Origin of the sequence: Pedobacter sp. Bi126 (assembly GCF_918698245.1) — a bacterium.
In the GTDB taxonomy this organism is placed as follows: Bacteria; Bacteroidota; Bacteroidia; order Sphingobacteriales; family Sphingobacteriaceae; genus Pedobacter.
In genome coordinates this window covers 326,930-353,276 of record NZ_CAKKMS010000005.1, presented here as the reverse complement: position 1 = coordinate 353,276, position 26,347 = coordinate 326,930, and the positions used below count along the sequence as shown (strand labels likewise).

The 26,347-nt window shown below is 41.0% G+C and carries 22 protein-coding genes; 11 read left to right on the top strand and 11 right to left on the bottom strand.

All coding sequences use genetic code 11. The features are described from left to right. Positions 1–129: 129 nt before the first annotated feature. The 8 genes from LQ201_RS20050 to LQ201_RS20015 form a co-directional block, all read right to left on the bottom strand. Entirely contained in the window at positions 130–912 is a 783-nt protein-coding gene (locus tag LQ201_RS20050) for a PRTRC system ThiF family protein (protein WP_230145078.1), read from the bottom strand. Beyond that, positions 909–1,622 carry a PRTRC system protein B gene (locus LQ201_RS20045; RefSeq protein WP_230145077.1) on the bottom strand — a complete coding sequence of 238 codons (714 nt, stop codon included), beginning with the start codon at positions 1,620–1,622 and terminating at the stop codon, positions 909–911. Before LQ201_RS20045 ends, LQ201_RS20050 begins: the two co-directional genes overlap by 4 nt. Beyond that, entirely contained in the window at positions 1,576–2,583 is a 1,008-nt protein-coding gene (locus LQ201_RS20040; RefSeq protein ID WP_230145076.1) for a hypothetical protein, read from the bottom strand. The genes LQ201_RS20045 and LQ201_RS20040 overlap by 47 nt, the downstream gene beginning before the upstream one ends. Before the next feature lie 190 nt (positions 2,584–2,773). Further along, complete coding sequence (locus LQ201_RS20035; protein ID WP_230145074.1) at positions 2,774–2,992, bottom strand: PRTRC system protein C; 219 nt, start codon at positions 2,990–2,992, stop codon at positions 2,774–2,776. A gap of 19 nt (positions 2,993–3,011) precedes the next feature. After that, positions 3,012–3,563 (bottom strand): PRTRC system protein E, encoded by a 552-nt coding sequence (locus tag LQ201_RS20030; protein ID WP_230145073.1) that lies wholly within the window; start codon positions 3,561–3,563, stop codon positions 3,012–3,014. Next, positions 3,560–3,784: a hypothetical protein gene (locus tag LQ201_RS20025; RefSeq protein ID WP_230145072.1), complete on the bottom strand. Its 225-nt coding sequence runs from the start codon at positions 3,782–3,784 to the stop codon at positions 3,560–3,562. The genes LQ201_RS20030 and LQ201_RS20025 overlap by 4 nt, the downstream gene beginning before the upstream one ends. A 46-nt stretch (positions 3,785–3,830) precedes the next feature. Further along, positions 3,831–4,913 carry a DUF932 domain-containing protein gene (locus LQ201_RS20020; protein WP_230145071.1) on the bottom strand — a complete coding sequence of 361 codons (1,083 nt, stop codon included), beginning with the start codon at positions 4,911–4,913 and terminating at the stop codon, positions 3,831–3,833. Positions 4,914–4,980: 67 nt separating this feature from the next. Then, a complete protein-coding gene (locus tag LQ201_RS20015; RefSeq protein ID WP_230145070.1) occupies positions 4,981–5,436 on the bottom strand; it encodes a single-stranded DNA-binding protein in 456 nt (151 codons plus the stop codon). A 386-nt stretch (positions 5,437–5,822) separates the two neighbouring features. Between LQ201_RS20015 and LQ201_RS20010 the strand changes: the two genes are divergently transcribed. Beyond that, the gene (locus tag LQ201_RS20010; RefSeq protein ID WP_230145069.1) at positions 5,823–8,168 is read left to right on the top strand and encodes a hypothetical protein; all 2,346 of its coding nucleotides are present in this window, start codon (positions 5,823–5,825) and stop codon (positions 8,166–8,168) included. 29 nt (positions 8,169–8,197) lie between these two features. Here the strand turns inward: LQ201_RS20010 and LQ201_RS20005 are convergent, their stop codons facing one another. Then, positions 8,198–8,683 (bottom strand): hypothetical protein, encoded by a 486-nt coding sequence (locus LQ201_RS20005; protein WP_230145068.1) that lies wholly within the window; start codon positions 8,681–8,683, stop codon positions 8,198–8,200. Positions 8,684–8,759: 76 nt separating this feature from the next. Further along, positions 8,760–9,206 carry a hypothetical protein gene (locus LQ201_RS20000; RefSeq protein WP_230145067.1) on the bottom strand — a complete coding sequence of 149 codons (447 nt, stop codon included), beginning with the start codon at positions 9,204–9,206 and terminating at the stop codon, positions 8,760–8,762. 202 nt (positions 9,207–9,408) lie between these two features. Between LQ201_RS20000 and LQ201_RS19995 the strand changes: the two genes are divergently transcribed. From LQ201_RS19995 to LQ201_RS19955, 9 genes are all read left to right on the top strand, one after another. Further along, entirely contained in the window at positions 9,409–9,657 is a 249-nt protein-coding gene (locus LQ201_RS19995; RefSeq protein WP_230145066.1) for a hypothetical protein, read from the top strand. 4 nt (positions 9,658–9,661) lie between these two features. Continuing rightward, positions 9,662–10,483 (top strand): SOS response-associated peptidase, encoded by an 822-nt coding sequence (locus LQ201_RS19990; protein WP_230145065.1) that lies wholly within the window; start codon positions 9,662–9,664, stop codon positions 10,481–10,483. A gap of 152 nt (positions 10,484–10,635) precedes the next feature. Then, the gene (locus LQ201_RS19985; protein WP_230145064.1) at positions 10,636–12,870 is read left to right on the top strand and encodes an AAA family ATPase; all 2,235 of its coding nucleotides are present in this window, start codon (positions 10,636–10,638) and stop codon (positions 12,868–12,870) included. Between the two features lie 179 nt (positions 12,871–13,049). Beyond that, positions 13,050–13,787, top strand: coding sequence for an ImuA family protein (locus tag LQ201_RS19980; RefSeq protein ID WP_230145063.1), 738 nt, complete (start codon positions 13,050–13,052; stop codon positions 13,785–13,787). A 5-nt stretch (positions 13,788–13,792) separates the two neighbouring features. Continuing rightward, positions 13,793–15,301 carry a DNA polymerase Y family protein gene (locus LQ201_RS19975; RefSeq protein ID WP_230145062.1) on the top strand — a complete coding sequence of 503 codons (1,509 nt, stop codon included), beginning with the start codon at positions 13,793–13,795 and terminating at the stop codon, positions 15,299–15,301. A 12-nt stretch (positions 15,302–15,313) separates the two neighbouring features. Next, positions 15,314–18,553 carry an error-prone DNA polymerase gene (locus tag LQ201_RS19970; protein ID WP_230145061.1) on the top strand — a complete coding sequence of 1,080 codons (3,240 nt, stop codon included), beginning with the start codon at positions 15,314–15,316 and terminating at the stop codon, positions 18,551–18,553. A gap of 90 nt (positions 18,554–18,643) precedes the next feature. After that, on the top strand, positions 18,644–20,344 hold the full coding sequence (locus tag LQ201_RS19965; RefSeq protein ID WP_230145060.1) for a DUF4365 domain-containing protein: 1,701 nt from the start codon (positions 18,644–18,646) through the stop codon (positions 20,342–20,344). A 55-nt stretch (positions 20,345–20,399) separates the two neighbouring features. Beyond that, positions 20,400–21,923, top strand: coding sequence for a hypothetical protein (locus tag LQ201_RS19960; protein WP_230145059.1), 1,524 nt, complete (start codon positions 20,400–20,402; stop codon positions 21,921–21,923). 9 nt (positions 21,924–21,932) lie between these two features. Then, entirely contained in the window at positions 21,933–22,586 is a 654-nt protein-coding gene (locus LQ201_RS19955) for a hypothetical protein (RefSeq protein WP_230145058.1), read from the top strand. On the opposite strand, the gene LQ201_RS19950 is transcribed toward LQ201_RS19955, so the two are convergent. Further along, entirely contained in the window at positions 22,571–22,951 is a 381-nt protein-coding gene (locus LQ201_RS19950; protein ID WP_230145057.1) for a hypothetical protein, read from the bottom strand. The genes LQ201_RS19955 and LQ201_RS19950 overlap by 16 nt on opposite strands. 113 nt (positions 22,952–23,064) lie before the next feature. Here LQ201_RS19950 and LQ201_RS19945 point away from each other — a divergent pair, with 113 nt between their 5' ends. After that, entirely contained in the window at positions 23,065–26,334 is a 3,270-nt protein-coding gene (locus LQ201_RS19945; protein WP_230145056.1) for a hypothetical protein, read from the top strand. Positions 26,335–26,347 lie beyond the last annotated feature (13 nt).

Genomic DNA, 26,347 nt, shown 5'->3' with positions numbered 1-26,347 from the left:
GATGACTACATAACAACTTAAGCACATCTTAAAAAGCGGCAGTCGGTTTTTGGCAGCGCAGTGTGCCATGGAAAACCGCTGTCGAAAATTGGGCGGGCGAAGCCCGCCGCCGGATGATTTTTGGAAAGCTTATATCCGTATCTGCTTTGAACAGAAACTGCCAAGGTTCAGAAAGAAACCACGGTTTTCGATGATACCAGTACGGAACATCTGCCACAAAAATGATGACCCCATATTGGCTAAAACTGAATTAATAAAAAGATCCTGTTTGTTCAATGCCTCGGCAAGCGAGCAGCTTGGTCGGTCATCCTGTTCTCCCCCTTCCGCCAATATCTCCCGATAATCAGCCACTAAAGAAGGTAGAATTCCAATAGTAGCAAACCTCTCCGACTGGGGTTGTTTGATTTCTCCAACCGTTGAAAGTACCATTTGCCCTGACTCTCTGCTGTTACCGAAATCGAGCAGGTAAATATTTTCATCTCTTTGTGCATTTTTTGGTTTGGCATGAAGGATTTCCTCAATCTCTATTCTTGCCCCGATTGTATCAACACAGCAAACGGTGATATTTGCTATCGTATTCTTTTCCGTTGTGAAACGTTCGGGAACAGCTTTCCAGTTCGTTCCAAAAAAACGGTTGATGCGGTTGATCAATGCCACTCCCTTATTAAGCCCGACTTCGTTGTCGGTAAACAACTGCCGCGCTAGGTTTGCGGGTTGCACTACATCATCATCAAACACCCGTACATGTAACCCAGCATGGCCAAGGGTATTAAGAGAGTGGTTTATCCGCGCAAGGGCGGTAAGCATCTGACTGCCTGTTCCCCCTGCCCCAATGAGATTTACCGAAATCGGATTGGTGGGATTTAAAAGATATGGAGGTACAATGTGTACACGTTTTTTTTCGCTGTTCATATTAAAAGATCGCTAAGTTTTTTGGTGGACTTTTTGAGCAGGTTTTTAGGAAATGTTTTATTTTTTCCGATCAGTTTTTTCCAAAGCTGAACAACATTGGTTTTAACTGGCGATACATCATCTAATAGGTGGCTGAAAGCAGAGGCAAAATAATAACGTTCCCAGTCTGCTATAAACCGTTCCAGTCTGCACCCTTGTGGAATATTGATATCCACATTCCCCATACATACCTTGCCATCGGGATAACCGTTAAAGAACGGGGCAAAGTATAGCTTTGTCAAAAGATCGGGTCTTTTGTTTTCTTCCAATGCCCAAATCCACACTTGCGATCTTGTTGCTTTCCACAATAGTGGCGGCAGCGAGGCTTCCCCGTCTGAAATACCGAGTTCTTTTCTAAAATGGAGATATTTTCTGCACTCTTTGGTAAACCATACCGCACATCCATCACCTTTCCCATTGAAATAAAGTACGTTTTCGGGGATCAGTCCCTCGGGCTGTAGAAACCGTGAGCTTTTTTCAGAAGAATTTTTCAAAGCCCCGGCAAGCCTTTCGCTTTCCTTTTCCGAGAGTGGATGTGCATTTATCGGTTTGCCAAGACTGTCTATGTCATAGCTTTCGACATAATGATCATTTTCGCTTTCTGACTGATAGAATAACAAAGCTTTATACGGCTGATAAATCTTGTTCAGTAATTGTGTGATGTTTTTCATATTCAAAACTGTTTAGGTTATCCGATATTTCATGTAGGAGATCAAAGAAGTACCGTTCAAAGGAGAGATCATGGGAAATGGCGGGTTGTGGGGTATCAAAAAACTGAACGCTAACAGGCTCATCTATCAAACCGATCTCATTTAATTCCGCATTTACCGAATCCATCAGCTGATCATAAAGGCAGTCCGAACTACTCCAAAAAAAAGAAATGTACTGATCGGCACCGATCAGCCCATCTCCATCAGAATCCAACGCAAATGCACCGCTATATATACTGTCCATGATCGAGCGGTCGGGGTAATCAACCATTAACCTGCAAACCCTTTCGGCGATATCTTTCAGCTTTTCTTCTGTCTCGCCCAAGGGCTGAAATTTATCGCACCTTTTTTTTAAGGCTTTGAGGTGTCGGGGATCGCTGATTTTAGAAAGTAGCTGTTCCCCCGACTTCCTTATGTAGCTGATCTCACGAAAAAAAATTTCCTGCTCTCCCTCCTGCTCAAAGCATTCGGGTTCAAGATTCCATTCTTCCACCATAGTATAGATATAGCTTAAATAACTGCTATCCTCTGTGTGATAGGAAACCCCTGCGGTCTGATATAGGTAAGCGCAGACCGAAAGCAGCAACTGTGCCGCAGCCTTTCTCTCCCTGTTCTGTAAAAGTCTATGCAGGGGTTCAACGGGTAGATAAAAAAGGGTCATACCCGTATCGTATTTTTTTACCGTAACCAAACTGGCCATTTTTCCTTCCCATGCCATTAAGCGAAGGGCTATTTCTTGATCAATTGCCCCTAATTTTTCATTCAGCGCTTTAAGTGTGATGGCTATATTCTGTGGGTATGGTGCTGAATCACATCTATCCACACAAATCCCGTAGAGTTTGCACAGGTTTTCGACCGAGGTAAAAAAATCCTTTTCCGTTTTTTTTCTGTTACGGAGTTCCTCTGGAATATCTTTCACCATAGGTGTAAAAGCGAAATTCAAAAAACCATTTCCGTAAGGCTCATTGGTGCAGGTTTTCGCTGACCGCTTCTGATCTCGGAAAGATCGGGCGTATGGTCTAGGCTCTGCACGAAACGTGCAAGTTGTTGGTGCAGATAGTACGCTTTGGTGTAGGGCTTGGTTCTGATGCATTTTATCCTCCTTTTCATCATTATCCCTTAGTTCCGAGTGTGGTTATAAACCTATACTCGATTTCATCCCCTGTGATTTCGGGGCCTTCGATCTTGGCTGTGGTCAAAATCGGGTATGTTCCCGAATAAAAATCCATGACCTGTTCGGGGCTGAAAGTTCCCGATGGGTCAGATAAACGGATGTCCTGTTCCCGCTCTTTTAGGACGAACACCCTTGGTAAAAGGCTTACGCTTAACATAACATTTGAATTTTAGGTTTTACAATAGGGACAGCTGTTGGCTTTTCCATTCCAGTTCTTTTTTCAACTTCTCGATCTCCCCTTTTTTCTCGGGATAGCTTTCTGCCGCAGGAAGTAGGGCAAGTGCCTCCGCATATTTACATCCCGCATTCAGTTTATTGATTTCCGCTAAAACATCCTCAAACTTTGGTCTATCCTGCACTTTCTCTTCGGCACTATCACCACCCTTGTTTTTCTCGACAGATTTTTCAGTTGGACTTTTATCGGACTTGGCCTTTGCAGTAATCTTGGCCTTTGCATCTGCAAGCCCTTTGTTGTACGCTGAAATATTGGCAAATAAGCCGTTGGCCTCCTCAACAGGCTGAACAAGTGCATCAAAAATGCCCTCATCTATTTCCTGTGGAGTTCCCCTGTAAACCATTGGGGGAATCGGATATTTCCCGTCATTCACCGCCTTATCCTTTAGCATAACCGAAACCACCATTTCGTTTTCTGCCGAAAATGTTATATTAAATACCCATGCGCCCACACCGTTAAGGCGCTGTATGGCTTGAAAAAAATTTGTTCTCATTGTTTTACCTCCTTGATTTTTCTAAGTGCTATACTTTTGCTTCTGTATAAAATCTGATACCCATTATTGCCGATCACATCTTTTATAATGTTCTCGGCATGGCGGATGCGTACCGCATCCCCTGCTGAAATACCCATATCTGACAACCTTTCAAAATGTAGCAAGGTCTGCGCGATTTCGAGTAAAGCCCTATAGTCTGTATTTTCTGTTAACCTGCTCATGGTCTTAAGTTTTAGCGGGAGCGGTAAAACCGCCCCCGTTTGATTATTAATTCAACTGAAAGGCAACATTGCCGTTTTTACAAAGGTCTAGGCAAAGGTCAAACGCTGACTGTCCCCTATGCTTGGCCGTTCCCTCGATTATGGATTTAAACTTTGCTTCTCCGTCCTTGAACTTTCGGGCATTCTGATAGTAGCCTGTTACAGCATTATATGCACCGAACAATGTACCTTTTGCGGTATCAGTCTGCTGTGAGGGTGCGCTCATGGCATAACCAAAGACTTCGTCCACGATATTTTTATAAACACTTGAAGCTTCATCGATCAGCCCTTTTTGCAGTTTGTCCAAAACCTCCCTGTTTGGAGCCATTGCGGTCTGCACCAGTTTTTTTAGCTCGGCATCAGTAATGCGGACATTTGCCCATCTGTTGAATAACTGCTCCATTTCATCTCCTATCCTGCCCGAAATACCCATGAGGGTATGCGCCTGTTTAAGCCTGTCGTTAGCACCCGAAGAATGACGGATTCGGACAACATTTGAGGAGTTTTTCAATGCGGCATTAAGTGTATTGTTGCATACGATGCGCACAGGGGTAAAAGCGGCGGTGATGCTACCGAAGCCATCATGTGAAGTGGTTAGAAACAAATACTGTTCGATGAGGTCATCCTTTCCAACCTTAATATAAGAGGGAAGTTTTGCGGTAATAAAAATGCGTTCCCCTTTGCCCAACGCCCCTGCAGTTTCATAAAGGATGCCCTCACCACCACCAACAATACTGTCAAAAAAAGAAAATGCCTCTATATTCTGTACTACTTTATAATCCTTTCCCACCACTCCGAGAACGTCCTCTGTATCCGTTCTAACTGTTGAATAAAAGTTCGGCACTAAAATATCGGGCATAAAAGCATTCCCTATCTCCGCATCCTGTGTTTGAAAGGTCACGAGGTTGCGGGAATCAACGGTGAATAAGGGGCGTTTTTCTACGGTGTAATCCAGACCCGCAAATTTTAATGCCTCGGCTGAAGTGGGATATGATTCCACTATTGTACCCAACCCATGCCACGCTTTTTCCTTTACCGAAAAAAAACTGTGTTTATCTGTTCTGCTGTTATAATTAAGGTTATGTGCCATGATAAAAATTCTTAAATAAATAATGATGAATAAATTGTCCGTAACTGTAGTATTAAAGCTAAAAGGCTTAAAAAGGCAGGTCGCCCTCTAGCCCGTCGAAAGTGTCCGTAGGCTCGACCTGTACATCCTCCCCCTTGACATTTGCCCCTGCTGAACCGTTCGTATTTCTACTGCTAATGGTATTCCCTTTATCTCCACTGCCGTTACTGTCACCTGTGGCAACAGCCCCTAACAGTTTTACCTCGGTAGTATGAAATGTTAACGAAGCTTTTGCCTCACCACCCCCATTGATATAGGCATTTACGCCTACTCTGCCATAAAGCTGAACCCAACCACCTTTTTTAAGGTATTCGGCAATACCTGTGTTCAACCAGTACGAACAGTCAAAATAGGTAGTGATTTTTTTCTGTTCGCCACCACTTCTGTAGCTGTCATTGATTGCAATCGAAAAGTTTACCACTTTCCGTTCTCCACTAATTGCCTTTACCATTGCATCTGCGGTCAATCTTCCTGTAATTTCCATGATCAAAAAATTTTAAGTTTTTACATTTTTTATTTCCTTTCCCTTTTCCCAAAAAATCTTTTCAAAAGAAAAAACGGAAAAAAAGAAAGTCCGGAAAAACGGGTGCATAGAGAACGGAGAGCTATAAGTCCCGGAGGGTGTTCTGGCGCAGCCAGGACATTATGCGCTCGCAGAGAAAGGAGCGCCCGAAATTCACGGCCTTTTTATCCGTTTCGATTGGAAAGTTATTTCCATCTGAAACCTATCGGCCCTCTTCCTTAGAAATACCTATTACTGGGTATTGCCTTGAGCAAAATAAAACCCTAACTTATCCTCCGATAGGATCAGACCAAACAGAAACTATTTTTTTCCGGAAACATCTTTTTAAACATTTTAACGCTCAAAAAATGAAAAGGACCTTTTTGTTAGCTGCACTGCTGTTGGCAGCATTCGTGCCAGAACTCAAAGCACAGAACCTGTTCCAGATCTCGCAGACTCTATACGATTTCAAACAGCAACCATCAAAATTCAAGGATAATCTCGACTCCATCGGCAGGCTTCTTGCATTGGTAAAGGCAGGATCGGCAGTCAGGCACAAGAGCCCGATGCTCGACCAGGTGGAAAAACTCTATGCTACCCAGCTGATCACAAACACAACAAAATCGGTTGAGGGAACGGCATTTGTTGATGGCATAATATCAGAACTTTCTTCCGCAACAGGCTCCTTTAACGGGGAACTTGCCAAGCTGTCTGCATCGGTAAACAAAATGAACGATGATATAAAAAAACTTGGCCTACTGGAAAAAAACCTTCTGATATTTCAAACTCCTCTAGATAGCACGAACAGACCAATGCTTAAGCAGCTTATGCCCGGCATCAGTGACAGCCTGAGCACATCGGACACTCAGGTATTGGACACAAAAATAGCCGAAACTAAAGCAACCATACAGGCAATCAGGACCATTGTACTTTCCCAGAGAGCAGAGATAACGGAAAAGATACTGGAAATCTCAAGAACAAATGTAAGCCAGCTCACAGACTTAAAGTTTGTCAGAAACCTGGTGGACATTAAGAAAGGAACAGATATAACAATCACAAAGAAAGATTACAAAACCGCTGAGGACATTAATGCCGAAAAAATAAAGTTAGAGGAATCATCCATGACCTCTTCTGGCCTTACGAATCTAAAGATCCCTTCACAGACCGAAATGATCGATGCCCTGGCGACCTATATAGCCAAACGCGCCAAACAAGAAGCAATAGTATACTTTATGGAACAGTGGAAGGGGAAATTTGATAAACTCACTGCTTTAAAAAAACTTTTGCCTGCTACGGAGGCCAAGTTCCGCACTTACGACGAACTTTCGGCACCAAGTTTTGACGGTTCATGGAAATACTCCTTTTCCAAGGACCTGAATATGCTCCCGTCAAACGGAATAAAATTTCTCTCTGAAAAATATTCAACATCAGGCTCCCTGACCCAAAGACAGAATATAGTCTATTTAAAAGATGCCCAGCGCATATCCACACTGATTATCAAAAAATACAATTTTATTGAGATTATAGAATCTGTGACAACAATAGATTCCCTGGAGAGTCCCGGTCTTAAAGCATTTGCCAATATGATCAGGATAATAAACAATGAATTTTATGACCTAAAGGACCCCAACGGTTATTGGATGAGCCAGTCGGGTTTTAACTCTGCGGTAAACAACCGGGCTGAATCGGTTCAGATCCTTATCGAGCTCCTGTCTAACAAATACCGGGAACTCTCCCTTTTCGCCAATTTAAGAACAGACAGCATTTCCGCTATAGACATCGGCAGAATGAAAACCTGGGTCTCGGGAACCCTTATTGCACTGAAGCACTTCCAGAACAGTCAGGGAGATGTATCGGGAGCGAAAAAGGATTTCAGTTTCAACAACTATTGGGTTGCATTTTCCGACCTGATCAGCACCACCCTTGGACAGCAGGCCCAGGGATCAATAATTAAGGGATCTGTAGGGTTTGCCGAAGGGATGGCAGAGACAAGGAAATTGATCGAGACCTATCAGCTGATCCAGGAAAAAAATTATGCGGCAGCATCTATGTCCACCTTAGAGATTATCAAGCCTTATCTAAATGAACAGACAGATGGCTATAAATCTGCCTCCAGGATCATCGCGTTTATTTCAGATATCCTGCAATCAAAAAATTCTGGAGAAATGGCCGAGGTAATTGCTGCCCATGCGCTTCCACCAGCATCATTCCGCATCAAGCAACAGCATACCTCAACCTTTTCCCTGGGTGCATATTTCGGTCCATATGCCGGTCTGGAATATGTGAAGGGACAGGGGAATAAACTGCCTATGGTCATCGGGCTTTCCGCCCCGATAAGCCTTGATTATAGTTGGGCATCTTACAATAAATCCTATATGACCTTAAGCCTGATCCTGCTCGACATAGGTGCCGCTGTTTCTTACAGGATCAGCCATGACAACCAGGGGCTGCCCGAAGAGGTTCGCTGGTCACAGCTTTTCTCACCTGGACTTGCCATAAGAAGCGGGCTCGGCAATACTCCGCTTGTGCTGAGTTTAGGGGCACAGATGAACCCGCAGCTCAGGGACTTCGGACAACAGGCAAAGAAGGATGCAATAAGGTCATATGTTGCTCTACTTATCGACATGCCGTTGCTATTTGCGAAAAAAGGCAGAGAAAGAGTAGTAAAAACAAAACAGGCTAAAAAAGAGAATATGCAAGACCGGAAGAAATAAAATTTAGGGCATGGTAAATAAATCATTGGTTAAATATCTACCTTATCTGGGAATGCTGAACTTTCTTTGTTTAATAAATAATCGGAAACCCCAGGAAAATCTCTCACTATACCGTGGGAATCGGCCGCCAAGAACATAAGTAATATCTGTTTGATAACATTTTGTGGCTTACATTTATAGCTGCCACTGCTGTAATAAGGATTTTGATTGTTCGTCAAGATGTCCATTCCTTGTTTAATGAAACTGCAAAAATCCTTTACATACCAGCCGCCTGTATTGTTATTACAGGTTTCACAAAGTGTTTGCTTCCCAAAACAACGCTGACTTTTCATTTTTTTACCGAAAAGATAGCTTGATTCTTCGACCAAATGCTCGTGGGTTTGTACGTATATAGGTTTGTTATTAAAAGCGCATTGAGGGGGTATATGTTCAAAGGACAATTTAGCGCGCTTTGCGCATAATGCACAATTTCCCAGATGTAAGTTTCCTTTGTCTTTAGTTTTGGGGTTCCCCATTTGAAAGAGCTGATTTACCGTTAAAATTACCAAAACGGATGAACATCATCTTTTTAAATTCTATTTCCTTAGCGTGCTAGTTAATCTGAATGTCGACTACTTCCTCACTATCCATTTGGGAAAGGATTAAATTAAGGTGTTCATCAAACTCGACGTAATCATATATGGTGTCTTTTACACAATCAGCGAACTCATTAAAATCTGCGTCTGGGTTGATGTAAACCATTAGCGTTTCATCGTTTACAAATGCAGTTTCAACGATCACAGTCCAAAAAGAGCGGATGTCGATGGCAAATTTTTCCCTTAAATGGATTTCATGCAAATGACCTCCGATCTCTTCAATCAATGGTCTTAATGCTTCATCTTGGGTAGCGTAACCCATTTCATCGCCTTTATCCTTTACCATCATACCAATCTGTTTTCCTTCGATAAGGATATGGTAAATGCCCCTATCGAAATGCACAATGCAATCCTGAGGGTGCTGGGTATCAATTGGGTAAATGTGAAAGTGATAGCTATTCATTGTACCTATTAAACATTCAGTGATTCACAAAAGTTTTATTCCCTTGTATTTAAAACATTTTGACTCGTTAGATTAGACATTAAACAATCTCTTACAAAGACATGTTAATATCAAGAAAAGAAGAATTATGCCTTGGTCATCACAGTGAAAGGGATGATATTGTGTGTGAATATTTTCTTAAATTATTTGTTTAACTTTAAGAATGAGGGAATTAGAACCGGCTTTTGAGCTGAGTCTTAACGAAACCATTTTGCGTATATCAGAACATGAACTTGCTGGAAAACGAGTATTCCATGTGAATTTTGGTGCTGGCGTAAAACCGTTGATTATTACGGTTGGTTTAAGTGTCAGGAATGAAAAATTCTGGACTTCTATACCCGAAGGGCGGCAAAAGGAAGCTCAGCAGATCGGCAAGATGATTGCGGAACATATCCGCGCTAAAAGGAGGTAAAATCATGTGTTATTACAACGGACAAAAAGTGACCAGAGCTGAGTTTATTCAGCTTAAACAATTGGAAAAAGCAGTTAGGGATTATGATTTTTTAGATGTCGGTGTGCATAATGGCTTTAACTATGCGCCTTGTGCGATTATTGTACCAACTGATGACAGGCGGGATTTTGAAATCCAGCAGGCCGAATGGGGTTATGTTCCAGGTTATCTGAAAACAAGGGAGGAAGCAACCAAGTTCAGACGCATGTATACTACACTGAACTTTAAGGGTGAGAATCTTTTTAACAAGGATGATGGCAAAAAATCGATGTGGGCAGATGCGGCAAGAAAGCGCCGTTGCTTGGTTTTGTCTACCGGCATCATCGAATCCAGGCATGAGCCCACTTATGGCAAACAGGGCCAGATTCTAAAGGCTACAGCTAAAATCCCCTATCATATCAATGTGGTTGGAAAAGAATATTTCTGGTTTGTGGGATTGTATAATGATTGGTTTGATCCGGAAAAGAACGCCTGGGTGAGAACAGTTGCTTTTGCTACTACAGCGGCAAATGGAACAATGAAGTATATCCACAATTCAAAAGAGCGTATGCCGACCATTCCACCTGATGATCTATGCTGGGAATGGTTAATGGAAGAGCCTAGCGATGAGCGGCTTCAGGAGATCGCAGTTTCGCAGATTCCTTCTTCGATGATGGAGGCTTGTACGATTTCCAGTGATTACCGCTTTAGTGGTGAGGCTACTCCGCAGGAATACGCGGATCATCCGGCATTGGATTCTACTTTTGTGGATACCGAGGAATTGGCGTTTGACCATTGGAGGGGATAAGCTTTTGGCGGGTACTTGAGCTTGGTATTGATTAGCGTTAAGAGTCCAGCCAAAGTCCTTGAACACTTTATTTCCGGTGATATCCTAAAAATAGAATACTTATCCTTACTTATAAATTTCATAAGCGTTATATTTAGATAAAATTATCTAATATGATCTTACGCTTTAATAAAATTGAAGGAGTTGGTAAATTCAGGTCTGTGCTATCAGTCGGGGGCCTCTCTTTTAGTGATTTTAACCTGATTTTTGGTGGGAATACTAAAGGAAAATCGACATTAACGGCAATTTTTAAATCACTGCAATCTGGCGATAAGACGATAGTTAAAGGAAGGCAATCTTTTGGATGCAATACACAAGAGATCGTCCTTCATACGGAAGATGGAGAAATAAAGTTCTCATCTCGAAAGTGGTCAGACGGCTTTCCTAGACTGGTAATCTTCGACGAAGAATTTATCAGTAGAAATATTCACTTAGGGGGTGAGGTTGCTTACGATAATCATAAAAGTTTAAATACTATTATTATCGGAGAGCAGGGGCAAAAAATTGCAGATGAGATCGAATTACTCCAAGTTAAGGTCGTTGAAATAACAAATAAAAAAAAGACTCATGGAAATATATACACTAATCGATTTCCAAATTCAGAATTGACTTTAACGAAGTTTAAAAACCTAAAAAAAATTCCAGATGTCGATGAGAAGATTGACATAATTAAAGCCAAAATTAACGATGTTCAGAACCAGGATAAAATAAGAACAACTTGTGATCAAGTTGAGAAATACTTTAAGGATTCAGCATTTAATTTGGATTTTTCTGCAACATCTAAACCTTTTGAAGTTAACCAAAAGATTATTTCAGAACATATCAGCAAAACTTGGAATGACTCTAACGCATCAATAAATTTCATCCAAACTGGATTGGAACTCTTGAAGGACGGCGCTAAAGATTGCGTTTTTTGTGGACAGGAGCTCAACAAGACCTCGCTTGATTTGATCCAAGAATTTAACAAATTATTTTCCGAACAATATCTACAACTTCAGGGGCTAATCTCTCAAGAAATAACAACTTTTAAAGATTGGAATATTGAGTTAAGTATCACTCGAATAAAAACCGTTTCTGGAAATATTGGGATTAAACTAGATTTTGAGGCAAATCTCACTCAACTTAAAAGCAAATTTGAAGATGAGCTTGACAAAAAATTGCAAGATTTATCTTATCATGTAGATTTCACTCCTTTAAAACAATTAAAGCAAGGTTTTTTACATACCTATTCCATATATCTGAAACTTAAGCAAGAGCGCTTAAAAGAGATTACAGAGAGTTTAGAGTCTTTGAAGGAGCAACTGACGATTCTAGAATTCACAAAAATCAGGCATGATGAGAACTGGGAGGATTATTTTATACGGCACAAACAGCTTGACGATGAGTTTGAGACAAAAAAGAATGAGCGTGAAACTAAAAGGGCGGAACTTGAAGAGTATGGAATAAAAATTTATGAAAAACATCATAAAACCATCAACCTGTTACTAACTAATTTGCAAGCAGATTTCAGACTTAAGGATTTTAAACCATTAAAAAAAATAAAAGGGAAAGATGAACGTATCTTCTCACTTACCTTTTTCGCTAAACATGATGTCCTTCTAGAGGGAGATGACATTACGGTACCAAATTTCAGTAATACACTGAGTGAGAGCGACAAACGCCTTTTGGCTTTTGCTTTCTTTATTTCTTCATTGATCAATGATAAGGAATTAAAAGAAAAAATTGTTGTATTTGACGATCCATTTTCAAGCTTTGATTCTGAAAGGAGAAGAGCAACAATATCCGAGATAATGACTCTTTCTAACCTTGATGAAGTCACTCAAAATCGGAGTAAACCAAAACAGGTATTCATCCTTACTCATGAACTAGATTTTTACAAGTGGTGTTTATTAAAGTTTCCTGACAGCATAAGCGTTGAAATAATAAGCGACGGATTGACAGATGGGGTAAAGAAAAGTTCATTATCCAGAGTGAACAAGGACTTATTTTTAGAGCAAGATTCTATAAAAGATTTAAAAGCGATAAGCTCAATTGTTAATAACGGCGAAGAAATTGCAGAACTAGAAGGATGGTTTTCCAAATGCCGTAAAATTCTCGAAGACACTTATACAAAAAAGTATCTTCCCCATATTACAGAGGATATTCTCGCAAGGAAAGGGGTTCGTACGTTCACAGAGACGTTAAAATCAAAAAAAGTTAATGGTTTTGATGATCCACTTAAATTTCAAAAGCTGATAAATCTTTGCGATGATTTAAATATAGAGCTTCATAACAATGGTTTTAGCAACTCAAAGGAAAATGGGGTTTCAGTATTAAGAGATTTCATCACCTCGATGGAGCTTGTATAAATACAGAAGCGACTAAATACATTTTATACTGACTTATTAAGAATAGATTTTAAGGTTTCGCACTTTAAACAAAATCACCCGTTTTTTCCACATTTCATTTTTTACTAACATTTTTAGTATTATGTTTGTTGTTAAATTATAAAAGCTAATTAAAATAGCTAATAGTTTTAGCAATTAGTATGGGAACGAAAAGCGAATTGGTACACAAACTGCAACAGGATATCCTGCTGTGGCAGGGCTTTAAGCCTGCTTCTGCCTGTAAAGACGAGCGGATTGGTCTTGGTGGGATCGAAGATGCTTTTCCTGGTGGGGTATTTCCGAAACGGGCGATACATGAGTTTATCACTGTTTTTCCTGAAGATGCTGCTGCCAGTGATGGTTTTATTGCTGGACTGCTTTCTGCTTTGATGCAGGATGGGGCGGCCTGTGTTTGGATCAGTACGGCTCGGCGTTTGTTTCCAGCTTCTCTGCGTAGTTTCAATGTAGAGCCTGAACGGATCATTTTCATGGATGTTGCTACAGAGAAAGATGCGCTTTGGATTATGGAGGAGGCTTTACGATGTGAAGGATTAGCTGCTGTGGTAGCTGAAGTTGATGCTTTGAGTCTGATTGAATCTCGAAGGTTACAGCTTGCAGTGGAAGAAAGCGGGGTCACCGGGTTTATCCTGCGAAAAGATGCGAGAAGGATGGCCAGTACGATTGCTACTGCGCGCTGGCAGATCAGCCCATTGCCGAGCGTTCTGGAAGAAGGTATGCCAGGCCTTGGTTTCCCGCGCTGGCAGGTCGAATTGTTAAAAGTGAGAAACGGTATTCCGGGAAACTGGATAATGGAATGGGCCGGTGAGGGCTTTTTAGAGGTTAAACGTGTATTGCAGCAAGATGGCTGGAGAGAAGATGATAGTAGACAGATTGGGTAAAAGATATGCAAAGGCGTTTTGTTTCGATATGGTTTCACCAGTTGCTGGCGGATTGGCAGCTTATCCGCCGCCCTGAGCTCTCGGAAGTGCCTTTTGTGTTCGCCGCACCCGATCATGGAAGAATGATCATTACTGCAGTAAGTCCTTTGGCCGCGGATGCTGGAATTGAGACGGGTATGCGTTCGGCAGATGCAAAAGCAATCTGTTCAGGTCTGGAGGTACTGGATGATAAGCCTGGTAGGCCTGAAAAACTATTACGGGGACTTGGAGAATGGTGTATCCGCTACGCTCCTATTGTTTCTATTGATGAATTCGGTCAAGATGGATTACTACTGGAAGTAAGCGGTTGCCCGCATCTTTGGGGCGGCGAGCGTGAATATATAAAAGAAATTGTTTCAAGGTTAAAAAGTAAGGGTTATACGGTTCGGCTGGCGATTGCGGATACCCCGGGCGCTGCATGGGCAGTATCGAGGTTCGGGAAAGTTACACCACTTATTTCTAGTGGTGAACAGGCCGAAGCTTTACTTTCTTTAGTACCAGAGGCATTGCGTTTGGAGGAAATAGTTCTGGCTAAACTGCGCAAGCTTGGGTTTCACCAGATCAAAAGTTTTATTGGAATGCCACGATCCGTTTTACGCAGGCGTTTCGGTGAAGGATTTCTTTTGCGGTTAGCGCAAGCACTTGGAACTGAAGCAGAAGCTTTGGCGCCTGTGCAGGTGCCAGTAGCTTTTCAGGAAAGATTGCCCTGCTTAGAGCCGATCAGAACGCGGACGGCCATTGAAATTGCGATTTCTAAATTACTTGAAAGTCTTTGTGCTAAACTTCAGGCTGATGGTAAAGGTCTTCGCAAAGGCATCTTAACAGGTTACCGTTTGGATGGGCAGTTGGTACAGGTCGCTGTGGGTACAAATGCAGCAAGCCATAGTGTTAGCCATTTACTAAAGCTTTTTAAATTAAAGATCGACCAGATCCGTCCGGGGTTAGGGATTGAGCTGTTTATTTTAGATGTCCCTAAAGTAGATGATGTGGCGATTGAGCAAGAAGCGATCTGGACCGCCAAACCTGGTCTGGATGATCAAAGTGTGATCAGGTTACTTGACCGTGTGGCTGGAAAGGTTGGCCCAGAAGTAATCCACCGCTATTTGCCTGCAACACGTTATTGGCCAGAACGATCCGTCAAAAACACTTTTTCGGTTACCGAAAAGCCGTCCGCTGATTGGCGTTTAGATATGCCAAGGCCAACAGAACTGCTCCCAACTCCTGTCGCAATTGAAGTAATGGCGCTTATCCCCGATCATCCGCCAAGGTTTTTTATTTACAAGGGCGTTCAGCATCAGGTGGTAAAAGCAGATGGACCTGAACGGATCGAGCGCGAATGGTGGCTTGATCAGGGCGAACACCGGGATTATTACCAGGTCGAGGATGATAAAGGCCGAAGATATTGGTTGTTCCGGTCTGGACACTATGGAAGTGAAAAGCAGTTTAAATGGTTTATACACGGATTTTTTGCTTAAAAGATAAGAGTTATGGGATATAGTGAATTACAGGTAACTTCAAATTTTAGCTTTTTGCGTGGGGCTTCACACCCTCATGAGCTGTTGGATCAGGCCGCAGCATTTGGTTATAAAAAGATTGCCATTACAGATAGAAATACGCTGGCAGGGATTGTACGGGCTCACGCTGCAGCCCGTGAAAAAGACATATCAATTATTCCGGCATGTAGGCTTGATTTATTGGATGGGCCGAGCTTACTAGCATATCCAACCGATCGGGAAGCTTATGGCCGATTATCAGCTTTACTGACTTTAGGCAATATGCGTGCAGAAAAAGGTTCATGCCATCTCTCTCGTGCTGATGTATATTCATATTCTACCGGAATGATTTTTACGGCAGTAATGCCGGGCATCTTGAACAGGCATTTTTCTTTTGAAGATAGTTTTATTGCTGCAATAGCAGAATATCGCGAGGCGCTGGGTAACGGGCTTTATTTAGGTGCCACAAGGAGTTATTTAGGAAATGATGACAAGCTGATCTTTAGAATTTCCCAGCTTTCTGAATTTTATGGCATTCCGGTAGTGGCAACAGGCGACGTGCATTACCACGATCCTTCGCGCAGGGAATTGCAGGATGTATTAACCTGCGTGCGTGAAAAATGCACAATTGAAGAGGCTGGATTTCGATTGCACCAGAATGCCGAGCGGTATATGAAGCCGGTAGATGAAATGAAAAGGCTTTTTAGAAGATATCCTGAAGCGATCAAAAATACTTTGGTTATTTCCGAGGCCTGCACCTTTTCACTGGATGAACTAAAATATGTTTATCCAGAGGAAATCAATAAAAGCGGAAGACCACCATTGGAGGAACTGGAATACCTCACCTGGAAAGGGGCGCATGAATTCTATGGCGAGATAATTCCTGAAAAAGTGGTCAATATGGTGCGTTATGAAATGGAATTCGTCAAAAAAATGGACTATGCGAACTATTTTCTTTTCGTGGAGGATATTGTACGCGAGGCACGTAGTCGTGGCATTTTATGCCAAGGACGTGGTTCAGCAGCAAATTCAGCCATCTGTTTCTGTCTGGGTGTTACTTCTGTTAATCCGATGAAATTTGAGTTGCTTTTTGAGCGTTTTATCTCTCCTGCCCGTAATGAGCCGCCCGATATTGACGTGGATTTTGAACATGAACGCCGGGAAGAAATCATCCAATACATCTATGATAAATATGGGCGTGACCGGGCGGCTATTGTGGCTACAGTCACCCAACAGCATCAAAAAGGTGCCATCCGTGATGTGGGTAAAGCTATGGGACTATCGGTAGATACGGTTAACAGGCTTTCCGGTTCTTTATGGGAATATACCGATGAATGGTTTGAGGGCAAACGAGTTACTGAGCAGGGTTTGAACCCAGAAGATCCACATCTAAAAAAAACGCTGGAATTGACCGCTCAGATGATGGGCTTTCCAAGACAATTAGGACAACATACCGGGGGATTTGTGGTGACCCAAGGCAAATTAACTGACCTCTGCCCTATTCTAAATGCACGAATGGAAGACCGCACCAATATTGAATGGAACAAAGATGATATTGACGCTCTGGGTTTCCTTAAAGTGGATGTACTAGCGTTGGGTATGCTGACCTGTATCCGTAAAGCATTTGATCTGTGTAGGGATCATTATGGCAAGGAACTGACTTTAGCCAATATTCCACAGGATGATCCGGACGTCTATAACATGATCAGTGCAGCTGATACCTTAGGGGTATTCCAGATCGAAAGTCGCGCACAGATGTCTATGCTACCAAGATTGCGCCCGAAATGTTTTTATGATCTGGTAATTGAAGTAGCCATTGTTCGGCCAGGACCGATACAGGGTGATATGGTGCATCCGTATTTGCGCAGGCGGAATGGTGAAGAGCCCATTGTGTATCCATCTCCAGAACTGGAAGAAATATTAGGTAGAACATTGGGCGTGCCGCTGTTTCAGGAACAGGCGATGAAAATTGCTATTGTTGCCGCTGGCTTTACCCCTGCTGAGGCGGATGGACTTAGACGAAGTATGGCGACGTTTAAATTTAAGGGATTAGTGAATCAGTATGAACAAAAGCTGATCGATGGTATGCTCGGCAAAGGTTATACTTTAGAATTTGCTAAGCGGATTTTTAAGCAATTGGAGGGATTTGGTAGCTATGGTTTTCCCGAAAGCCATGCAGCTAGTTTCGCATTGCTCGTATATGTCTCCTGTTGGCTGAAACATTATTACCCTGATGCCTTTGCCACAGCTTTATTGAACAGTATGCCAATGGGGTTCTACCAGCCAGCACAGATTGTGATCGATGCGCAGAAACATACTGTTGAAGTGCGGGAGGTGGATGTGAATTATTCTTCCTGGACTAACCTTTTAGAGGAAAAATCAGGTAAGTATTTTGCGATGAGATTGGGTTTCCGGCAGATTAAAGGCATCCGTGAGGAAGAAATGGAAGTGTTGGTTTCTTGCCGTGCTAATGGTTACCGCAGCATTACCACACTACGAGATGTTGGTATTTCCCTTGCTACATTGGAGCGTCTAGCCGATGCAGATGCATTTCGATCGATGGGGCTTGACCGTAGAAAGGCGCTATGGGAAGTTTCTGCTTTACAGGATATGCCAGTAGAATTGTTTAAAGGCCAACCCTCTGAAACTGTATTAGAAACACAGGTTGAACTTCCGCTAATGGGAAAGGGTGAACATGTGGTGCAGGATTATGCTACTGTAGGCCTATCGCTAAAAGCGCATCCGGTAAGTTTTGTTAGGGATCAATTGGAAATGCTGCGTATAAGGTCTTGTTTTGCAATAAACAATGAGGCTACCGATGGGCAATTGGTGAAAGTGGCGGGATTGGTATTGGTTAGACAAAGGCCTGGTACCGCTGGTGGAGTTTGCTTTATTACCATTGAAGATGAGACTGGATATTCCAACCTAGTGGTATTTGAAAAACTTTTTGAAACTTACAGGAAGGAGATTCTACATTCAAGACTACTGATGGTTGAAGGGCGCTTACAGCGTGAAGGGCAAGTGGTACATGTGATTGTGAGCAAGTGTTTTGATTTCACAAAGATGCTGGGCAAATTATTGCAAAGGGAGGCGGACGATCTGCCAATACTTACGTTATCACGAAGTGATGAAAAAACGGCACCCTATCCAGCGCAAAATAAACGCTCGCAGGTTCGGAATGATGTAAATAAGGAAGCTAAAGATGCCTTCCATGGTGGTAGGAATTTCAAATAAAATCGACGCTTTTATTATCTTTAGCTGGATATAACCACGGGAAAAATCATTTCTTATCGATAACATTTTTTTTAACAGTCCGTAAACCAAATGACCAGAGACGAATTCAATAACCAATCACTACCTAAATCTGATGCGAACGCAAATTTAGAGACACTTTCCAGAAGTAAGTTTCGAGAGTTATTTAGTGTTCATGATTTTGAAATACGGGATGAGTTTCAACATGATAAGGGTGTCGATTTGTCTCTTGAAATTAAGTCGAATGCGAATAATACCAACATTAGGTTTCCCGTTCAGCTGAAGGCAACTCAGTCTAGTAAAAAAAACAACGATGGCAGCATTTCGTTTGCAATTAAGATTTCAAACTTGAATTACTTGCTTAATGATGGCCTACCGGCTTTTTACATGCTTTACCATCAAGCTGAAAATGTTTTCTACTATGAAAGGGCGCATGACATTGAAAAATTATTACTGGAAAAATATCCAGACAATGATTATCCTGACACATTAACTTTTAGGTTTAACAAGTTGGTTGACAACAATGTTATAGGAAAAATCCATCAAGAAATGTTGAGCCTTGGTTTTCTCAGAAGAAACATAAACAAAACAATGAGGTTCACTGAGGGAAATAAAACCTTAGAAGAATCGATTGTAATTCAAAAAAATCAAAATGTCTATAGCCCGAGCGAAAATCTAAGGTTTTTGGAAAAACATGGTTATGGCTTATTAAATGCTGGTAGGTTTCTCGATATCTTGACGTTTGAAGTAAAATGCTACCCATTAGACAAGGCCAGTGCGATTTTTCATTTTGTCTGTGGAACAGCCGCCCATCTTGTCGGCAAGCTCAACAAGGCCCTGGATCATTTTAAAATGGCCAACCAAAATATAGATGATCTACCTTCAGGGGTACAGGGTATGATGCGCTACTATACCATACAATCAAAACGTTCACTCGGAATGATTGATGCAGAAAAAAGTTCCGGGTATATCGAAGCGTTGATGGATTCCGAATATGTTGGATTGTATCTCAGGATACTAAAAGCATTTGAGGTTTACCATGTAAGTGAAGACCCGGACGCTGAAAAATTAAAACAGTTTCAACAAGCGATCAATTTTATATTGGCTGATCCTCACTGTGATGAGAGCCTAAAATTAATTGCTGATAGTTTCGCACTTACGGTCGATGGCTACCGCTTAAATGATCAAATGTTGAATTATTTGCTAATGCATAGAGAATTGGGCAGAAAATTATTTGTTAGTCCGGAAAAACATAAACTTAGGCAGGAACAAATGGATAGTTATAACAAACGTTTTAATGAACTCAAAGCAAAAGCACTAAGTGATAAAAATCAATTTACATACCATAACATCTGTTTAAACGGGATAAAAATCCAATATATACAAGCATTCTACACCGACATTATTCTCAACATTGACAGAAAAACGCTAACTGTTAAATCAGATTTGGTTCCGTCGGAAAAAAAGATACTCAACGATCAGGCTGATTATGTTGGTAGCATCGCCAAGGTATGTGAGCAAATGAGTGCCTGGGAAAATATGGTGGCAGCGCTGTCCCAACAATATGAGCTATTGCATTTCATCGGGGATTTTAAGCAGGCAGATCTTGTATTGAAAAAGATGGAGAAAATTATTGCAGATAATGATTGGTATGGGCTCGAAGAAAAATTAACGAAATTAAAGAATAAGGGGACCGGCCATGAGATTTTTGCTGAGATGGTGATTACATCACTTTCAAAAATAGATGAACGTAATAAAACTACCTTCGGTTAAACACTAAATATTTTTTGTTAGCTTCAACAAACCAAACACCTCAATAAAGATCAATATGAATCAAAAGCCCGTGGTTGGCACCTATACCGATAAAACAGAAATAGAAAATATTTTTAAAGATAACATCAGCTATCATTCTAAAATGTTCGATGAGAAAGTCGGTGAATTTTCTGCTGATCCACTATTTGAAGACTGGCGTTTACTTAACCGATGTGTTGATGAATTCATAAACGTACCATTTGAATTAAGTGGCAGTGCAGATCCTTATCTTAATCTCGAGTTTAAGATGCTCACCGCAAAAGGTAAGGAAGACTTTAAAAAGGTGGGGCAACTACTCGAAAATGATTTTGGTCCAGAAGTAGCTTCAAGGTTTAACAACCTAGCATTGATGTGCATGGCAAGCCATTTTGGGTATCAATCACAAAATCTTTGGCAAGCAGTCGGTTATGGACTGGGCTTATCCAGCGTAAGTCAATCCATCAATTATCTACAGTCCAGGCGCCTAGTTTTTGGTTGCATGCTAAATCTAATCCCAATTAAGGCAATAGGACAAAAAAAAGCTCCGTTTTTAGACTTAATGAACCAATTCTTATACACGATCGATTCTTGTCTGAATGGATATACAAATGCTTATTATCATTTACTGATAAATGAATGTATAACTGGCTATGAAGTAACCTTTGACGGTAACCTATTCAAAGCAAATTTCACTTATGACAATTTAGAAGCCTTCTTTTTGGAACCAGAACGTCTATCACTACTCGATCAGATGGAGTTACGACCAGATGTGGTACTCCTTGCCAAAACAATACCGCGACCAAAAAACGTGATATTTTCATTTAACGAAGTTGCTAATGCAATGGCATTATTCGAGGGTGCATTTAAAAAATACAGCGTGACCGGGCTATTGGAATATCAAGAACTTAATTTACTATTTGTTCATATTTCAAGATTCTGTACCGACAATTATCATGTCATTGTGGATGAAAGTGACCTAGATGGCATCCAGCTGCAACTCAAAAAGCTGAAACTGACACCACTAGGTAACTCTTTCACTGACCTGATAAACGATTACGCACCATTTCAAAAGTTCCAAGGAAAATATTACTGTACAGTGGTCTTGCTGTGCAGGTTTGTTTACCGCACCCTGACAGGGGCGCTGATGCGCAATAAAAGCTTTATGATAAATTCAGGATTTGTTTTCGAAGATAAAGTTGAGAAAATCCTGATCAATGCTGGGTACCACAGCACTGGAATTACACGCATAAACCATAAGGAATTTGATCTAATCACAACCAAAAATGGAAAAATCTATAATTTTCAATGTAAGAACAACCATATTGATATCGCAAAAGTTGGTACAGATTATAAACTAATGGGCAGATTAAACAAAAGGTTGATCACTTACTACCGTAAATCGATCACCAAGGAAGTAAACCGCGAAAATCTAATCAAAACGAAGCTAGGATTGTCTGGTATTGAGCATTTTGTTATCTCCAGATTTCCGGTAATTACACAAGATGCAGATATACTTAACTTTAATTCCCTGGAAAGCTGGCTTGGAAAACAGAACCACTAATAAACCCTCATGGACAAACCAAACTTCCAGTGGTACGCATCACCAGAAACGATGCAGGAAACCTATAACACGATGATCATTTTTGGCGCTGAACATTTTAAGAGCGCCCTAGTGATCCAAAAGCTTGAGGCACTCAAACAACTTATTAAAGACCGAAAAGAAGGCAATGTTCCAGACCAGGTTTTTCACGACTACATAGGGCAGTTCTTTTTCGAAAAGTTAACCGATGCCTTTAAAATCTGTTTGTTTTTCGAAAATTATATGAAAGCTGTCCTGTTAATAAACGGCTTTCTTATACATAAGTTAAACAAAGGCAAAGGATACGACTCGCTAGCAAATCAGCAAGGCAAAAAGCCAATCAAAGTACATGAGCTACATCTGTTGAAGGCTTTTGATATTGACCAAGCAGCAGGAACCATCCATCACGACGGTCTTTCCACCCAAACCCTGATGATGGGTACAATGTTGGATAAGAAAAACTACTCATGTGTTATTCTACTACCCGAAAGCATCAATAATTTTCTCAGAAAACTTGTGGAAAAAAGAAATGAACTACATTTCATTACCGAATGGAGTTTTGAAATGAGCGAGAGTTATTTAAACCAGCTCGATGCTGCAAATAATTTCGTAGACAATATCCTCAGTACCTATTCGCCTAGATGATTACCCTTGGCCAGTTTAAAAAGATCAAGGTGGTATTGGATGTTTCCATTTGGTTCCCGGTATCCGGTTGTAAGGTAATTTACCTTTTTATCTAATAGCCAACTCAGCGGAAAATAATCAGCAACGGTTTTGTCTGTTTTATAAAACACCTCAAATTCAGAATTATTAAAGGTAACCTTGAAAGATACTTTCTGAGTTTCTTCATTGAGATAGACAACAACGTCAAAATCATAAAAAAGTTCCCGCAACTGGGTTGCCTTTTCAGTACTGTCACACAATAGGATAAGTGCGATCTTTCCTTCGGTCAGATCCATAATCGAAAAATCCGACCAACTTAATTCCTTTAACTGTTTTTCTGTAATCATAACGGACTTGTCTTTACTAAAGGTAAGAAAACCAAAAGAAACCAAACATTCAAGGTGCAAAAAAATCTTAATATAACGGCTTTCAGATTAGTACCTTTATATATTAAATGCCTATGAACTACGCCTCACTCTTCCTTTTCGAAAGAAACACAGATGCAACCTCCAGCGAACAGGGGTTTTATTATCAAAAACTGAAGACACTGGAAATATGGGTCTACAATAGGGTAAATGATATTCAGGAGGATATTTACTGTGACTATGGCGACGATATTCTATCCCGACCTAAAGACGGTAGCCAGAGCTTTTACCGTCAGGTTAAGCTTTACAGTTCTAACTTTTCATTCTCGACAGAGGAGATCACCAAGTGCGTAACAAATTTCTTTTTTCTGTTTATAAGACAGGTTGATCAGCAGCAAACCGCAAAATTTGTTTTCGAGACCAATGCGTCCGTTGCCAGGGAAGTGAAAAGTAACGATGCAAATATTTTAAGGGAATGGGCCAAAGATCAGGGGAATTTAAGCCGGGAACAGATCGATAGGTTCAAAGTGAAGATCAAATCGGTCTTAACCTTACATATAAACGAACAAAGCAAAAACACTTATCAGCCCGGTGACTCACGGCAAGAGGCCATTATAAAAGCACAAGAAAGCTTCAATAGTCTTTCTGAGGATATCTGGGAACAGTTTATACTTAGTATTTCTTGGGATTTTGAATCCATCGCAAAAGATACGGCCATAGACAACATAATTAATCGGATCGAAAAACTGGTTAATGAGTTGCCATTGCCTTTAAAAGGGGAATATACATCAGCATATATTGCTATACTGTTGTATGAAATCACACATCGGACGGCCCAGCAGTCAACAGAAAACAGAAAGCTGGACGGTGATTTAATGGATTTTTTGTTGCTCAACAGTAGTTCTGAGCAAAACAGATGGTATGCTTCAGTGTTTGAAAAATGGCAAGCTATAACTTCTATAATTGCATTTAACATGGGGCAGTTCTACGAAGTGATAAGTGCTGCCAGGCATTGCCGCTGGCATTTGGACAAGAGCCAGCATTCGAGGCTGTGGTTAGATATCCTGTCAAAATATATTGAACTTGAAAACATCCCTACCCACTGTAAAAAGAAAGCTATCTATGAATTCCTGTGGCTCCGGATTTTACCAGACCCGGAGTCGGGCGTACCAAAAGGTAATCTTATTCATGAAACATCTCTCATAGAAACTTATTTTGAATCATTCGATAAAAACCATTCCATAGAGGAGATTAATGATGATATTACCATATTAAATTTAGTACAGGTTACGGAACTCTCAAAGAAGGATTTTCTTCCTACCAAAACTACAGACAGGTGGCTTAAGCAAATATCCGATTATATCGAAAATGGGATTGCCGAAAGTAGGGACAAAGATGATCTTTGTAGGTTTCTCGAATTAAAAGGACATCTTGTTCATCAGCTAAATCCAAAGATCGCACTTAATGAAAGGGTAATTCAGTCTCTCGATATCTACCGGAAAATTATACCAAATTTAGATGCTGCCTCACTCTATACAATTTCATCCCTTAACGACCAGCTCAATCAAATGATCAGAATGATGATCAAACACAAGGGTGATAGAGAGTCAATCAAAATGATCGAAAGCTTTCAGGAAGAGGTTCTGAATTTTACAAACACTGTCGAGAATCAATACAAAACAGCAAAAAATTATGTAGAACGGGCACAGGATTTCATTTCAACCGGCGATCCAAGAGACAACCTTGAAGCACTGAACTACCTGCACAAATCATCCCAATTATGGTATACCCAGGACAGCAAAGATGCTTACATCAGCGTAATGATTACCATATCAAGCATTTACCTTCGCTTGAAAATGAATTTTGCCGCCAAGTATTATGCCCTGTGCGCCGTATTTGCCTCCAAAAACTTTGGCGATGCCCAGAGCTACAGAAGGATAAGTGATGCGGCAGCAATGTTGGTAAGTATAGATTATAGGCAAGGTGCTTGGATGAGCGCATTGAACGATGTCAATGTCTACATAATTTCCAGGATTGAATTTAATCCTATGGAAATGGAAGTTGACAAAGATTCGTTTCTTGCGGACTTCATTCATAATCTGGCGTCGATATTAACTATCATGCCCCGGATTCACGTAGAAATGACGCATTTTGCAAATTATTTTGCACAGACGCTCGGATGGCTCTATACTGATTATATATCACATGTAGGTAAGGGCTTACAGAGACATCTTGAAAGTGACGAAAATTTAAAAAGTTACCTCAAATTGCAGGTTTCGGATGTTCCGTTAAATGATGTAGGAAAGGATCGTACCATAAGATTTTCAGCAAATGAAATTGACTGGGAAATTAACTTTGAAAACACCCCTGACATGAATGCAACGGGAGAACAGTTTGCCAGTGCCTTACAGGTTATTTTATGCGAGTTTATACTCTCTGGTATTGATTGTGAGTTTTTAGAACTACCCGTTAAGATCTTTATAAGCAGAAACGCTGGAGAACGCATTATTATCAGGCAGAAGAATGATCACATCAACACGGCTTATGAAATTTCCATCCCAAAATTGACCAGTCAGGTTGAATTAACTATTAAAATGCATTACGCGTATTTGGGTGTTACGATCAAACGAATACTTATTGACCTGAGCCTGTTACCAACAGGTAAACTACCGGACATATTTGACCAACTGCTCATGAAACATGGGCTGGGCAATAGGGTTCTTTCGATTAACAGCTACGAAAAGGTGTATTTTGGTGTGCATTATAAAGAAGCTTTTGAAAAAAGTCGTCCAGGCGAGTTTAATACTCTTCCAGACAAGGATTCTTATGCCCCCTATTTTGTTAGACCCATTAAAAAGCAGTTGGGACAGTCTAACAACATGGAAACTATAACAAATGCAATAATACAGCGACAAAAAGCCTTGCTCAAAAATATCCACCTGAGTCTGCAAAACTGGAAAAACGCCAGTAATTATAAAAGAACCATTGATGGCCTGCGAACTGATGGTTGGCCGGATTGGCAGATCATGTCGGCGATGGCAGATTTTCTGCTTACTGAAAAAGCGCAACAGCTTATATCAGAAAAAAGTTTCACCTCTCTGTATGACCGTAGAGATGCACATAGTGCCTATTACAACGAACTTCGGGAACTTGACGAATCAGATTGCTATATGGAAACGCCATTATCGGTCCTTGATTCCCAAGAGTTTAAAGAGACCTTAACAAGAGTTGCCACAAACAACCTGGGATTATACGACTTAGCGTGCCAAATGGACTTCCCAAATTTTAATGCAATCAAAAATTTCCTGATTGAAAAATATAGCTTTAATGACGTTGATCTGGGTGAAACAAGCCCGTTGAATTAGCCCAAGGCTATTT

Bases quoted from the DNA above. Each gene is read 5' to 3' on its own strand.
- LQ201_RS20050 (WP_230145078.1), bottom strand. From the start codon at position 912: ATGAACAGCGAAAAAAAACGTGTACACATTGTACCTCCATATCTTTTA.
- LQ201_RS20045 (WP_230145077.1), bottom strand. From the start codon at position 1,622: ATGAAAAACATCACACAATTACTGAACAAGATTTATCAGCCGTATAAA.
- LQ201_RS20040 (WP_230145076.1), bottom strand. From the start codon at position 2,583: ATGGTGAAAGATATTCCAGAGGAACTCCGTAACAGAAAAAAAACGGAA.
- LQ201_RS20035 (WP_230145074.1), bottom strand. From the start codon at position 2,992: ATGTTAAGCGTAAGCCTTTTACCAAGGGTGTTCGTCCTAAAAGAGCGG.
- LQ201_RS20030 (WP_230145073.1), bottom strand. From the start codon at position 3,563: ATGAGAACAAATTTTTTTCAAGCCATACAGCGCCTTAACGGTGTGGGC.
- LQ201_RS20025 (WP_230145072.1), bottom strand. From the start codon at position 3,784: ATGAGCAGGTTAACAGAAAATACAGACTATAGGGCTTTACTCGAAATC.
- LQ201_RS20020 (WP_230145071.1), bottom strand. From the start codon at position 4,913: ATGGCACATAACCTTAATTATAACAGCAGAACAGATAAACACAGTTTT.
- LQ201_RS20015 (WP_230145070.1), bottom strand. From the start codon at position 5,436: ATGGAAATTACAGGAAGATTGACCGCAGATGCAATGGTAAAGGCAATT.
- LQ201_RS20010 (WP_230145069.1), top strand. From the start codon at position 5,823: ATGAAAAGGACCTTTTTGTTAGCTGCACTGCTGTTGGCAGCATTCGTG.
- LQ201_RS20005 (WP_230145068.1), bottom strand. From the start codon at position 8,683: ATGGGGAACCCCAAAACTAAAGACAAAGGAAACTTACATCTGGGAAAT.
- LQ201_RS20000 (WP_230145067.1), bottom strand. From the start codon at position 9,206: ATGAATAGCTATCACTTTCACATTTACCCAATTGATACCCAGCACCCT.
- LQ201_RS19995 (WP_230145066.1), top strand. From the start codon at position 9,409: ATGAGGGAATTAGAACCGGCTTTTGAGCTGAGTCTTAACGAAACCATT.
- LQ201_RS19990 (WP_230145065.1), top strand. From the start codon at position 9,662: ATGTGTTATTACAACGGACAAAAAGTGACCAGAGCTGAGTTTATTCAG.
- LQ201_RS19985 (WP_230145064.1), top strand. From the start codon at position 10,636: ATGATCTTACGCTTTAATAAAATTGAAGGAGTTGGTAAATTCAGGTCT.
- LQ201_RS19980 (WP_230145063.1), top strand. From the start codon at position 13,050: ATGGGAACGAAAAGCGAATTGGTACACAAACTGCAACAGGATATCCTG.
- LQ201_RS19975 (WP_230145062.1), top strand. From the start codon at position 13,793: ATGCAAAGGCGTTTTGTTTCGATATGGTTTCACCAGTTGCTGGCGGAT.
- LQ201_RS19970 (WP_230145061.1), top strand. From the start codon at position 15,314: ATGGGATATAGTGAATTACAGGTAACTTCAAATTTTAGCTTTTTGCGT.
- LQ201_RS19965 (WP_230145060.1), top strand. From the start codon at position 18,644: ATGACCAGAGACGAATTCAATAACCAATCACTACCTAAATCTGATGCG.
- LQ201_RS19960 (WP_230145059.1), top strand. From the start codon at position 20,400: ATGAATCAAAAGCCCGTGGTTGGCACCTATACCGATAAAACAGAAATA.
- LQ201_RS19955 (WP_230145058.1), top strand. From the start codon at position 21,933: ATGGACAAACCAAACTTCCAGTGGTACGCATCACCAGAAACGATGCAG.
- LQ201_RS19950 (WP_230145057.1), bottom strand. From the start codon at position 22,951: ATGATTACAGAAAAACAGTTAAAGGAATTAAGTTGGTCGGATTTTTCG.
- LQ201_RS19945 (WP_230145056.1), top strand. From the start codon at position 23,065: ATGAACTACGCCTCACTCTTCCTTTTCGAAAGAAACACAGATGCAACC.